The organism is Enterobacter sp. SM3 (assembly GCF_009811935.2).
Classification (GTDB): Bacteria; Pseudomonadota; Gammaproteobacteria; order Enterobacterales; family Enterobacteriaceae; genus Enterobacter; species Enterobacter asburiae_D.
The window spans coordinates 4,110,330-4,122,474 of record NZ_CP099971.1 but is presented as its reverse complement, the minus strand read 5'-3'; the positions used below and the strand labels follow the sequence as shown (position 1 = coordinate 4,122,474).

Below are 12,145 nucleotides of genomic sequence, written 5' to 3'. Positions count from 1 at the left end.
TACATGTTTCATTGTCCTAAGTGCAAGCACTCTGCGCATGCGCGTACCAGTCGCTATCTAAGTGAAAATACCAAAGAGCGCTATCACCAGTGCACCAATGTGGACTGCAGCTGTACGTTCGTGACGATGGAGTCCGTGGAGCGCCTGATTGCGACTCCCGCTGCGTCTGAGCGGGTCAGAACGGCTTCGCTGAACCACGGTTAGCGGCTGCGTCATCGGCTCTTAAAAACCAATAAAAAAGCCACTCAGTCGAGTGGCTTAATCATATGATTCTAAAACTAAAATCTGGTGGCCCCTGCTGGACTTGAACCAGCGACCAAGCGATTATGAGTCGCCTGCTCTAACCACTGAGCTAAGGGGCCGTGGCGGTGAATTATAAAGTAACTCCCCGCAGCAATCCAGCCATTCACACCTGCCTGCTGTTTTTATAAACAACGCATAATCAATCCTTTATACTTCTCTGACGATGTATCGAGCGGGAGTAAAGATGATCAACGATATTCTGGCCCCGGGCCTGCGGGTGGTGTTCTGTGGAATCAACCCGGGTAAGTCCTCGGCGCACACCGGTTTTCACTTCGCCCATCCGGGGAATCGCTTCTGGAAGGTGATCTACCAGGCCGGGTTTACCGACAGGTTACTCAAGCCCGAAGAGGAGCAGCATCTGCTGGACACGCGCTGCGGGATCACCATGCTGGTCGAGCGGCCTACGGTACAGGCGAGTGAGGTCAACCTGCATGAGCTGCGCAGCGGCGGGCGGGAGCTGGTGAAGAAGATTGAAGACTACCAGCCTGCCGCGCTGGCGATTCTCGGCAAGCAGGCCTACGAGCAGGCATTTAGCCAGCGCGGGGCTAAGTGGGGTAAGCAGAGCATTATGATTGGCGTGACGCAGGTGTGGGTGCTGCCGAACCCGAGCGGGCTCAACAGGGCGACGCTGGATAAGCTGGTAGAGGCGTATCGGGAGCTGGATGAAGCGCTGATGGTGCGGGGGCTTTAGGGTCTCTGCGGCCTGATGCCCTCACCCTGGCCCTCTCCCACAGGGAGAGGGAATAAACAAAAAAAGCTCCCGATTGGGAGCTTTTTGCTGTTTACCTGTATTAGTCGTCCAGGAAGCTACGCAGCACTTCAGAGCGGCTTGGATGACGCAGCTTACGCAGCGCCTTCGCTTCGATCTGACGGATACGTTCGCGGGTAACGTCGAACTGTTTACCCACTTCTTCCAGCGTGTGGTCGGTGTTCATATCAATACCGAAACGCATACGCAGGACTTTCGCTTCACGGGCGGTCAGGCCGGCCAGAACGTCGTGCGTCGCAGCACGCAGGCTCTCGGTGGTCGCAGAGTCCAGCGGCAGCTCGAGGGTGGTATCCTCGATGAAATCACCCAGATGCGAATCTTCATCGTCACCGATTGGTGTTTCCATGGAGATTGGTTCTTTGGCGATCTTCAGCACTTTACGGATCTTGTCTTCCGGCATCAGCATGCGCTCGGCCAGCTCTTCCGGCGTCGGCTCGCGGCCCATCTCCTGCAGCATCTGGCGGGAAATACGGTTGAGCTTGTTGATGGTCTCAATCATATGCACCGGAATACGGATGGTGCGCGCCTGATCCGCGATAGAGCGGGTGATAGCCTGACGGATCCACCAGGTTGCGTAGGTGGAGAACTTGTAACCACGACGGTATTCAAACTTATCTACCGCTTTCATCAGACCGATGTTGCCTTCCTGAATCAGATCCAGGAACTGCAGGCCACGGTTGGTGTATTTCTTGGCGATAGAGATAACCAGACGCAGGTTCGCTTCAACCATCTCTTTCTTCGCACGGCGGGCTTTCGCTTCACCGATGGACATACGACGGTTGATGTCTTTAACCTGCTCGATGGTCAGGCCGGTCTCTTCTTCGATCTGCTGCAGCTTCTGCAGACCACGATAGACATCGTCCTTCACGTCGTGCAGTTTTTCAGACCACGGCTTGTTCATCGCGATAGCCGCGTTGAACCAGGTTTCGCTGGTTTCGTTGCCGGTGAAGAGGGTGATGAAGTTCTTCTTCGGCATTTTGCACTGCTCAACGCACAGCTTCATGATGATGCGTTCCTGGGTGCGTACGCGATCCATCATCACGCGCATGCTGTTTACCAGGTAGTCGAACTGTTTTGGCACCAGGCGGAACTGTTTGAATACTTCAGACAGTTTCAGGATCTCATCCTGAGCGGCGGCATGGCTGCGGCCTTTCGCTTTGATGGTGTCACGCGTCACTTCGTACTGGGTACGCAGCTCGGCAAACTTCTCACGCGCCAGCTCCGGGTCGATGCTGTTGTCATCGTCCGCGGTGTCGTCGTCGCTCTCTTCCTCATCTTCGTCTTCGTCATCATCCATCTCTTCCTGAGACAGTTCAGAACCGACGTGAGTGGCGGTAGGCGCCATATCTTCTTCAGCGTTCGGGTCGACAAAACCGGTGATCAGGTCAGACAGGCGCGCTTCTTCCGCTTCAACGCGATCGTACTGCTCCAGCAGATAGGTGATCGCTTCCGGGTACTCGGCAACGGAGCACTGAACCTGGTTGATCCCGTCTTCGATGCGTTTTGCGATGTCAATTTCGCCTTCGCGGGTCAACAGTTCAACGGTACCCATTTCGCGCATGTACATGCGGACCGGGTCAGTGGTACGCCCGATTTCAGATTCCACGCTGGACAGTACCTGTGCAGCAGCTTCTTCCGCATCTTCGTCAGTGTTGTTGGAGGTTTCAGCCAGCAACAGATCATCGGCATCAGGTGCTTCTTCCATCACCTGAATGCCCATGTCATTGATCATTTGGATGATATCTTCGATTTGATCTGAATCGACGATATCTTCCGGCAGATGGTCATTGACCTCGGCATAGGTCAGATAGCCTTGCTCCTTACCGCGTTGGACAAGAAGTTTCAGCTGTGACTGCGGGTTTTGCTCCATAAGACGGTATCCACACTTAATTCGTTTGATTGGTGTCGGCGATGGGGCTGCCAACCTTTAAAGCGAGGGCGTACTTATATTTTTGCCGCTGCCTCTCAGTGCGGCTGCCGGGGGCTTCCCGATCGATATTCGGCACTTAAGCCGTTAAATTTTTTATTTCTTCGCCAGTTCCTGGTTAATCATCCAGAGCTCCCGGCGTTCTTCGCTGCTCAAACCGTGTGTGCGCTCGCGAGCAATTAACTCTTCCTGGCGCAGCTCAAGCATCGAATCAAACATATGGTTGAGTGAGTCGGTGAACGTTTTTTCTGCAATGTCCTTATCTGCTATATCGTCCCACATCGACAATTTTTCAAGGGTAGCGGCCTCTTTTGTGCCGCGATAGTGCTCTAAAAGTTGTCCGGTGGTCAGACCTGGCTGAGACAAACACGTGTTGACCAGTTCTGAAAATAAGCCAAGCCCGGGCAATTTCTCATGGTTAAAACCCGCCAGCGACGGCACCTGCGGTGCGAGCTCGGGGTTTTGTACCAGCAACCCTATCAGTATACGCATGGTTGTGCGTTTTAGCTGAGGCGCGGGGCGAACCGCACCGTTTTCAGCCTGTTTAGGCATTAAACGTTCAAGCTGGCTGTCATCCAGAATGCCGAGCTTGTTGCCTAATTCCTGACGCAGATAGATGCGCAGCGTTTCGCCGGGCACCTGGCTGATTAACGGCAGCGCCAGCGTACTGAGCTGCGCGCGCCCGTCAGGGGTACTCAAATCGACCTGCGGCATCAGGCTGTTAAACAAAAACGTGGAGAGCGGCTGAGCCTGCTCCATCCGCGCTTCAAACGCCGCTTTGCCCTCTTTACGCACCAGCGTATCCGGGTCTTCGCCGTCGGGCAGAAACATAAAGCGTAGCTGACGCCCGTCGGTCATATACGGCAGTGCGGTTTCCAGCGCACGCCAGGCGGCGTCGCGTCCTGCGCGGTCACCGTCGTAACAGCAGATGACGTTGTTGGTCACCCTGAACAGCAGTTGAATATGATCGGCGGTGGTGGACGTGCCTAACGACGCAACCGCGTAGTTGATGTCGTACTGCGCCAGTGCCACGACGTCCATATAGCCTTCGACGACCAGAAGACGCGGAGGTTCCGCATTATTCTGCTGCGCCTCATAAAGACCGTACAGCTGGCGGCCCTTATGGAAAATATCGGTTTCCGGGGAGTTGAGGTATTTCGGCAGGGCATCACCCAGCACGCGACCACCAAAACCAATTACCCGGCCACGCTTGTCGCGGATCGGGAACATCACCCGTTCGCGGAAGCGGTCGTAGCTTCGTCCCTGGTCGTTGGTGACCAGCATGCCTGCATCGATGAGAGACTTACGATCTTCGCTATTGCCGCCAAAACGCTTTAACACGTTGTCCCAGCCGGGCGGGGCGTAACCAATAGCGAAACGCGCAATGACATCGTCGCTCAGTCCGCGCTTGTTCAGATACTGACGCGCAGGCTCAGCCGCAGAGTGCTTAAGTGACTGTTGGTAAAACGAATTCAGGCCATCCATCAGTTGATACAGCGTTTGCCGTTGATGGCGCTCGATCTGACTTGGCCCACTGCCTGCTTCATACGGCACTTCAAGGTTATGCATCGCCGCCAGCTCTTCGACGGTTTCAACGAACTCGAGCTTGTCGTAGTTCATCAAAAAATCGACGGCATTACCGTGTGCGCCACAGCCGAAGCAATGGTAGAACTGCTTTTCACCGTTTACGGTGAAGGAGGGGGTTTTTTCGTTATGGAACGGACAGCACGCATGGTAGTTCTTGCCCTGCTTTTTTAGCTTTACCCGCGCGTCGATGAGATCGACGATGTCGGTTCTGGCAAGCAGGTCATTGATGAAAACGCGTGGGATTCTTCCGGCCATATGCCCCAAAATTTTAAGCGACTTATAAACGAAAACAAGCCGCGCATTCCTTCCGGAAGCACGGCCTTACGACTATTACTCTGTCTGTCAATTGAGGGCTGAGGCCCTCAACCAATTAGTACAGACGAGTACGGCGTGCGTTTTCGCGAGCCAGTTTCTTCGCGTGACGTTTCACAGCGGAAGCTTTAGCGCGCTTACGTTCGGTCGTTGGTTTTTCATAAAACTCACGACGACGAACTTCAGCCAGAACACCTGCTTTCTCGCATGAACGTTTGAAGCGACGCAGTGCTACGTCGAACGGCTCGTTTTCACGTACTTTAATTACCGGCATGTAACTCTCACCTTTAATAAATTCGGTTTGCCGCTGGCATCAACGCCAGCTTATTTCAAAATGGTGCGGAATTTTACTGCAAATGCTGCTGCTTTGTAAAGCACCGATGCGATTTTGAAAGGGACTTTAATAAGGGTGAGGAGTATACACGAGCCTTCTTCCTGGGGCGAACAAAGTTTTACATCAACCCGCCCAGGCTCTACACTGCGCGGTATTGAAACGAGGTAAAACAAGTCATGCGTGTACTGGGTATTGAAACATCCTGCGATGAAACCGGCATCGCCATTTACGACGACGAAAAAGGGCTTCTGGCCAACCAATTGTATAGTCAGGTGAAATTGCACGCTGACTACGGCGGCGTCGTGCCTGAACTGGCCTCTCGTGACCACGTGCGTAAAACGGTTCCCCTGATTCAGGCGGCTCTGAAAGAAGCGGGATTAACGGCAAAAGAGATTGATGCAGTGGCGTATACCGCAGGCCCGGGACTGGTCGGCGCGCTGCTGGTTGGCGCAACGGTGGGTCGTTCACTGGCGTTCGCGTGGGATGTGCCGGCCATTCCGGTTCACCATATGGAAGGGCACCTTCTGGCGCCGATGCTGGAAGAGAATCCGCCTGAATTCCCGTTTGTGGCGCTGCTGGTCTCCGGTGGCCATACGCAGCTGATTAGCGTAACGGGCATTGGCAAGTACGAGCTGCTGGGCGAGTCGATCGACGACGCTGCCGGTGAAGCCTTCGATAAAACCGCCAAGCTTCTGGGGCTGGATTACCCTGGCGGCCCGATGCTCTCGAAAATGGCGTCTCAGGGAACGGAAGGGCGCTTTGTCTTCCCGCGTCCGATGACCGACCGTCCGGGGCTGGACTTCAGCTTCTCCGGGCTGAAAACCTTCGCGGCGAATACGATCCGTAATAACGATGACAGCGAGCAGACCCGCGCCGATATCGCCCGCGCGTTTGAAGATGCGGTAGTGGATACGCTGATGATCAAGTGCAAGCGCGCACTGGATCAGACCGGCTTTAAGCGTCTGGTGATGGCCGGTGGCGTGAGCGCTAACCGCACGCTGCGCGCGAAGCTCGCCGAGATGATGCAAAAGCGTCGCGGAGAAGTGTTTTACGCCCGTCCGGAATTCTGTACCGATAACGGCGCGATGATTGCTTACGCCGGAATGGTGCGCCTGAATGCGGGTGCGACGTCCGACCTGAGCGTGTCCGTGCGTCCGCGCTGGCCGCTGGCGGAACTGCCGGAGGCGTGAGTTTTTTTGCCCGGTGGCGCTGCGCTTACCGGGCCTACAACACCCACGTGTGCCAACGTGCAATAAACCGCACTACACCCTCAGCATCCCTTTCTCTTCCAGAAACGCAATAATCGTCGCTAACCCGTCACCTGCCTTCAGGTTGGTAAACGTCCACGGACGATCGCCGCGCATGCGGTTGGTGTCGCGCTCCATCACCTCCAGCGACGCACCGACGTACGGCGCGAGGTCGGTTTTGTTGATCACCAGAAAATCGGATTTGGTGATCCCCGGCCCGCCCTTGCGCGGAATTTTTTCCCCTTCGGCCACGTCGATCACGTAAATAGTGAGATCCGCCAGCTCCGGGCTGAAGGTGGCGCTGAGGTTATCGCCGCCGCTTTCAACGAAGATCAGATCCAGATTGCCGAACTTCTCGCTTAACGCTTCCACCGCCGCCAGGTTCATTGAGGCATCTTCACGGATGGCAGTATGCGGGCAGCCGCCTGTCTCCACGCCCACGATGCGCTCCGGCTCCAGCGCGCCAGCCTCGGTCAGAATGCGCTGATCCTCTTTGGTATAGATATCGTTGGTCACCACCGCAAGATGATAGGTATCGCGCATCGCCTTGCAGAGCGCTTCCAGCAGCGCGGTTTTGCCCGACCCTACCGGGCCACCCACGCCCACGCGCAGGGGATGTTTGTAATCAGCCATGTTGACTCCTCAGGAACGGAATAGTCGTGAATATTGGGTTTCGTGGCGAGTGGAGGCGATGGCTGACAGCGGCGTTGCTGCCCCCAGCGCGTCGTCGCGACGTAAAAATGCCTGTTCAAAACCAGCGGCGTAGTGGTCGCTCAGTTCGATAATCAGTTGCTGCGCGGCCTGCTGCCCAAACGGCACCAGCTTGACGCCCGCCATCACCGCGCTCTCCATCCAGCTGTAGCCGAGACTCAGCGCCAGCTCGCGCGCGCTAATGCCCCAGCGCACGCCGAGCCAGGCCATTCCGCAGAGCTGGCTCTGCATAAACAGCGGCAGCCATTCGGGCGGACTGTCAGGTTCCCAGCTCTTTATCAGCCGCGTAAAGGCCGCCCCGCGGTTGCGCTCTTCTTCTCGCAGCTCGCGCGTTTCCCGGCAGGCGAGAAGGTATGCCGTCCAGCGTTTTGCATGAGTAAGATCGCGTTGCTCACAGGCCTGATAAAGACGGATAAACAGCGGCAGGTCGACGCAGAAAAAGCTTTGCTCCATCTGCTGGATTTGCCAGCGTTTAAAGGCGTCGGCGTCGGTGACCCAGCCTGCCTCAACGGCCCACTCCAGCCCCTGCGACCAGGTAAATGACCCGACCGGCAGGCTGCTGCTGGAGAGCTGCATCAGGCGCAGCCTCTGGCGGGCGTGCTCCATCAGCTCATCAGCGCCAGCAGGGCGGAGACAATCAGCCCGCCGCCGAAGGTTTTACGCAGGCCGTCGTGACGGCGCAGCAGCAGCCCTGCGGCGAAACTGGCGCACAGCACCGTGGCGCTGGCGAGCATAAACCCGCTGGTGAAGAGCCAGAAGCTGTGGCCGGACATCTCCACGCCGTGCGCCCAGCCGTGGAACATTGCCAGGGCAGGCACCGCCAGCAGCAGACGGTTTTCAGTTTTAAACATCATCACGCCGGATACCGCCAGCGAGGCGATAATCAGCATCTCCATACCGCTGAAGCCGCCGAGCAGGCTACCCGCAATGGCGCCGACAAGCATCATCCCGAGGGTGGCAAACGGCAGCAGGAGCCTGCGACCGCTCAGCGCCGAGAGCACGCCTGCTCCCGTCAGCATCAGCAGGTGATCGAGCCCGGTCAGCGGGTGGAGAAAACCGGCCTGAAAGCTGTCGGCGCCGTGGCCGGGATGCGCGAGCGCGGGAACGGAAAAAGCCAGAAGCAGCAGAGGTAAATACTTACGCATGATTAATCCTTAATGTGAATGAGCGTGAGAATGGCTGTGGGCATCGCTGGTGTACGCGCCCGCTTCCGGTTCAAACGGCAGGCTGGCGTAGGCCACCTCCAGCCCGAACTGGCGCAGCATGTCGTCGAGAACGTGGTCGTGGTGATAGCGCAGCTCGCCGGGCATGATCTGCAGCGGCACGTGGCGGTTGCCGAGGTGGTAGCAGGCGCGGGCGAGCAGGAACGGATCGGCGCAGCGCACCACGGATACGGACTCCGGGGCGGCGATCACCTCGACAACCTCGCTGCCGTCGTCGGTAGTCAGCAGGTCGCCCCCGCGCAGCAGCAGGCCGCGTGGCAGCATCAGCCCGGCTTCGCGGCCATCGTTCAGCGATACGCGGGCGCGGCTTTTCACCCGCACGTCAATCGGCAGCGTGACGCTGGCGGTAATCGGGTGCGCATGGTCCAGGCGTTGGGTTAAATAGATCATCATCACTCCTCAAAACAGGAAATAGCGTTGCGCCATCGGCAGAACGTCAGCCGGTTCACTGGTTATCAGTTCGCCGTCGACGCGCACCTCGTAGGTTTGCGAGTCGACGGTGATATTCGGCTGCAGGCCGTTGTGGATCATGTCCGCCTTTTTCACCGTCCTGCAGCCTTTCACCACCGCGGTGGCGCTTTGCAGGTTGAGCTGCTGCGGGATGCCGTTCGCACTGGCGGCCTGCGAGATAAACGTCAGCCGGGTGGCGTGGCGCGTGGCGCCCAGCGATCCAAACATCGGGCGGTAATGCACCGGCTGCGGCGTAGGGATCGAGGCGTTGATATCGCCCATCGGCGCACAGGCGATCATCCCGCCCTTGACGATGGTGGCGGGCTTCACGCCGAAGAACGCCGGGGACCAGACCACGAGATCCGCCAGCTTGCCCGCCTCAATCGAACCGACTTCGTGGGCGATGCCGTGGGTGAGCGCCGGGTTAATGGTGTATTTGGCGACATAGCGCTTCACGCGGAAGTTATCGTTATCGCCGGTCTCTTCCGGCAGCGCGCCGCGCTGGACCTTCATGCGGTGCGCCACCTGCCAGGTGCGGATAATGACTTCTCCGACGCGGCCCATGGCCTGCGAATCTGACGAGGTGAGCGAGAACGCGCCGATGTCGTGCAGCACGTCTTCAGCGGCGATGGTTTCACGACGAATGCGGGATTCGGCAAACGCCACGTCCTCGGCGATATCCGGATCGAGGTGATGGCAAACCATCAGCATGTCGAGATGCTCGTCGATGGTGTTCACCGTGTAGGGCAAGGTCGGATTGGTAGAAGAGGGCAGAATATTCGGGTGCGCGCAGGCGGTGATGATATCCGGCGCGTGGCCGCCGCCCGCGCCTTCGGTGTGGAAGGTGTGGATGGTGCGCCCTGCGATAGCCGCCAGCGTGTCTTCGACAAAACCGGACTCGTTCAGCGTGTCGCTGTGCAGCGCCACCTGAATATCCATTTCTTCCGCGACTTCCAGCGAGCAGTTGATCGCCGCAGGCGTCGCGCCCCAGTCTTCGTGGATCTTCAGCCCGATAGCACCGGCGGCAATCTGCTCGCGCAGGGCATCCGGGTTGGAACCGTTGCCCTTACCGAGCAAGCCGATATTTACCGGCAGCGTATCGGCAGCCTGCAGCATGCGGGCGATATACCACGGCCCCGGCGTGCAGGTGGTAGCGTTGGTGCCCGCCGCCGGTCCGGTGCCGCCGCCGATCATAGTGGTGACGCCGGAGACCAGCGCCTCTTCCGCCTGCTGCGGACAGATCCAGTGGATGTGGGTGTCGATCCCGCCAGCGGTGACGATCTTCCCCTCGGCGGCAATCACCTCCGTTGCCGCGCCAATCGGAATCGTCACGCCGGGCTGAATGTCCGGGTTTCCGGCTTTGCCAACGGCGAAGATCCGCCCGTCCTTGACGCCAATATCGGCTTTTACGATCCCCCAGTGATCGACGATCAGCGCGTTGGTGAGAACCAGATCCACGCAGCCGTCAGCGGTCATCTGCCCCTGGCCCATGCCGTCGCGGATCACCTTTCCGCCGCCGAACTTGACCTCTTCGCCGTAGACCGTGAGATCGTCTTCCACTTCGATCCACAGCTCGCTGTCGGCCAGCCGCACCTTATCCCCGGTGGTGGGGCCGAACATATCGGCATACGCCCGGCGTGAAATCTCAGCCATGTTTCACCTCTCCCATCACCTCGCCGCGAAAGCCGAAAATGCGCTGCGCACCGTTGACCTGAACCAGCGTCACTTCCCGCTTCTGGCCGGGCTCGAAGCGCACAGCGGTGCCCGCCGGGATGTTCAGCCGGTAGCCTTTGGTGGCTTCCCGATTGAACTTCAGCGCCGGGTTGACCTCGTAAAAATGGTAGTGCGATCCGACCTGGATCGGCCTGTCGCCGTGGTTTTCGACAACCACGCGTTGGGTTTCACGCCCGACGTTGAGGGCAATGTTTCCGGGCTGGATCCGGTATTCACCTGGGATCATCTCGCGCTCCTTAGACGATCGGGTTATGGACGGTGACGAGCTTGGAACCGTCCGGGAAGGTGGCTTCGACCTGAATATCCGGGATCATCTCCGGAACGCCCTCCATGACCTGATCGCGCCTCAGGACGTGGCGGCCCGCCTCCATCAGCGAAGCGACGGTTTCGCCATCGCGCGCGCCTTCCATAATGAAGGCGCTGATCAGCGCGACCGATTCCGGGTAATTGAGCTTTACCCCGCGCGCAAGGCGGCGTTCGGCAACCAGCGCGGCGGTAAACAGCAACAGCTTGTCTTTTTCTCTGGGGGTCAGTTCCATAACGTTTCTCTTATGTCTGCCAGATACGCGGCGAACAGGCGGGTTTGGTGGTGAGAAGCGGGCGAAGCGACTGCCAGATATCGCGCATCACCCGCTGGCAAATCAGGTTGTCGTGGGAGAGAAAACGCACCGACAGCAGGTCATCGGTGAGCGTTGCACCCGCATAATTTTCCAGCAGTGCGAGCCGTTCGCGCACCGCGTCGAGATGTTCTTCCCGGGCTGGGTAGAACAGCAGCGTGCCGATCCACGGATGCCCGGCGACGGGCGTGAGATCGCCGTCGCTAAGATGCTGGCGCTCAATCAGGCGCGGTTCGTCTTCAACCCAGATTTCAAGGCGGCTCTCCAGCGCGCCGTGGCTGAAGGCTTCGTTTATCACCGGGCGGCCCAGGCAGTACAGCTCCCACGCCAGCAGCGTGCTGGAGGCCTTCAGGTGGAAGACGGAGCGCAGCGCGGCATTCGCGCCGGGAAAAATAATCGTGTCCTGCGGCAGCCACTCGAGGGTGGAATCTTCATCGAGGTAAAAATGCTGGCTCAGACGAGCCTGCGGGCCGCTGCTGCGATAGAACTTACTGGCACCGGGCATGGTGATGAGCGCGTGGCTTTTGGCGTCCAGCCGAACGGAAATGTCCAGCGTATCGCCGCCCACAATCCCGCCGGGCGGGTGCAGCAGGTAAAGGTGGCAGGTTTCCCCTTCGGGGTAAAACGGACGTTGAACGGTGAGCGGCCCGACGTGGTGGGCGGAGTGCAGGAGGGTTTTCTCAGGGGTATGACAAAACTGCAGGGCAAGCGATGCCTGCCAGCCTTTGTACGTATTATAAGTGACCTGAGCTGCTAACATGCTGCATCCATTTCCACACCATCGGGATACGTTTCAGTATGCCCTGGCGGAAATGAAGCCTGTCATATGAGTCGCTTATGGATAAAAAACGGCTCATGTGATTTTCGCCCGGCGGCGCTACGCTTGCACGGGCCTACAAGATAATGCGCAGTGTAGGCCGGGTAAGCGCAG

Annotated in this window: 14 protein-coding genes and 1 tRNA gene; 3 read left to right on the top strand and 12 right to left on the bottom strand. The window is 58.2% G+C overall.

The annotated features are described in order from the left end of the window. Positions 1-3: 3 nt before the first annotated feature. Positions 4-204 carry an ogr/Delta-like zinc finger family protein gene (locus GVO84_RS19275; RefSeq protein WP_159514931.1) on the top strand — a complete coding sequence of 67 codons (201 nt, stop codon included), beginning with the start codon at positions 4-6 and terminating at the stop codon, positions 202-204. A gap of 82 nt (positions 205-286) precedes the next feature. Here the strand turns inward: GVO84_RS19275 and GVO84_RS19270 are convergent. Further along, positions 287-362 (bottom strand) — tRNA-Ile (locus GVO84_RS19270). 125 nt (positions 363-487) lie between these two features. Between GVO84_RS19270 and mug the strand changes: the two genes are divergently transcribed. Continuing rightward, positions 488-994: a G/U mismatch-specific DNA glycosylase gene (gene mug, locus GVO84_RS19265; RefSeq protein WP_008503183.1), complete on the top strand. Its 507-nt coding sequence runs from the start codon at positions 488-490 to the stop codon at positions 992-994. Positions 995-1,094: 100 nt separating this feature from the next. Here the strand turns inward: mug and rpoD are convergent, their stop codons facing one another. From rpoD to rpsU, 3 genes are all read right to left on the bottom strand, one after another. Beyond that, positions 1,095-2,942: an RNA polymerase sigma factor RpoD gene (rpoD, locus tag GVO84_RS19260; RefSeq protein ID WP_121424706.1), complete on the bottom strand. Its 1,848-nt coding sequence runs from the start codon at positions 2,940-2,942 to the stop codon at positions 1,095-1,097. Positions 2,943-3,095: 153 nt separating this feature from the next. Further along, on the bottom strand, positions 3,096-4,841 hold the full coding sequence (dnaG, locus tag GVO84_RS19255) for a DNA primase (RefSeq protein WP_159514930.1): 1,746 nt from the start codon (positions 4,839-4,841) through the stop codon (positions 3,096-3,098). A 115-nt stretch (positions 4,842-4,956) separates the two neighbouring features. After that, positions 4,957-5,172 (bottom strand): 30S ribosomal protein S21, encoded by a 216-nt coding sequence (gene rpsU / locus GVO84_RS19250; RefSeq protein WP_001144069.1) that lies wholly within the window; start codon positions 5,170-5,172, stop codon positions 4,957-4,959. Between the two features lie 236 nt (positions 5,173-5,408). Between rpsU and tsaD the strand changes: the two genes are divergently transcribed. Beyond that, positions 5,409-6,422, top strand: a complete 1,014-nt coding sequence (gene tsaD / locus GVO84_RS19245) for a tRNA (adenosine(37)-N6)-threonylcarbamoyltransferase complex transferase subunit TsaD (protein WP_032650276.1) — start codon at positions 5,409-5,411, stop codon at positions 6,420-6,422. Between the two features lie 72 nt (positions 6,423-6,494). On the opposite strand, the gene ureG is transcribed toward tsaD, so the two are convergent. The 8 genes from ureG to GVO84_RS19205 are packed head-to-tail and all read right to left on the bottom strand — an operon-like array spanning position 6,495 to position 11,974. Beyond that, a complete protein-coding gene (gene ureG / locus GVO84_RS19240; RefSeq protein ID WP_023333456.1) occupies positions 6,495-7,112 on the bottom strand; it encodes an urease accessory protein UreG in 618 nt (205 codons plus the stop codon). Between the two features lie 9 nt (positions 7,113-7,121). Then, a complete protein-coding gene (locus GVO84_RS19235; protein ID WP_159514929.1) occupies positions 7,122-7,796 on the bottom strand; it encodes an urease accessory protein UreF in 675 nt (224 codons plus the stop codon). Further along, on the bottom strand, positions 7,796-8,335 hold the full coding sequence (locus tag GVO84_RS19230; protein ID WP_125914750.1) for a HupE/UreJ family protein: 540 nt from the start codon (positions 8,333-8,335) through the stop codon (positions 7,796-7,798). Before GVO84_RS19230 ends, GVO84_RS19235 begins: the two co-directional genes overlap by 1 nt. Before the next feature lie 9 nt (positions 8,336-8,344). After that, positions 8,345-8,803 carry an urease accessory protein UreE gene (ureE, locus tag GVO84_RS19225; protein WP_159515672.1) on the bottom strand — a complete coding sequence of 153 codons (459 nt, stop codon included), beginning with the start codon at positions 8,801-8,803 and terminating at the stop codon, positions 8,345-8,347. 9 nt (positions 8,804-8,812) lie between these two features. Continuing rightward, positions 8,813-10,516, bottom strand: a complete 1,704-nt coding sequence (gene ureC, locus GVO84_RS19220; protein ID WP_159514928.1) for an urease subunit alpha — start codon at positions 10,514-10,516, stop codon at positions 8,813-8,815. Further along, the gene (locus tag GVO84_RS19215; protein WP_159514927.1) at positions 10,509-10,823 is read right to left on the bottom strand and encodes an urease subunit beta; all 315 of its coding nucleotides are present in this window, start codon (positions 10,821-10,823) and stop codon (positions 10,509-10,511) included. The genes ureC and GVO84_RS19215 overlap by 8 nt, the downstream gene beginning before the upstream one ends. A 10-nt stretch (positions 10,824-10,833) precedes the next feature. Then, positions 10,834-11,136: an urease subunit gamma gene (locus GVO84_RS19210; protein ID WP_006811999.1), complete on the bottom strand. Its 303-nt coding sequence runs from the start codon at positions 11,134-11,136 to the stop codon at positions 10,834-10,836. 10 nt (positions 11,137-11,146) lie between these two features. After that, positions 11,147-11,974, bottom strand: a complete 828-nt coding sequence (locus GVO84_RS19205) for an urease accessory protein UreD (RefSeq protein WP_159514926.1) — start codon at positions 11,972-11,974, stop codon at positions 11,147-11,149. Positions 11,975-12,145: the final 171 nt, after the last annotated feature.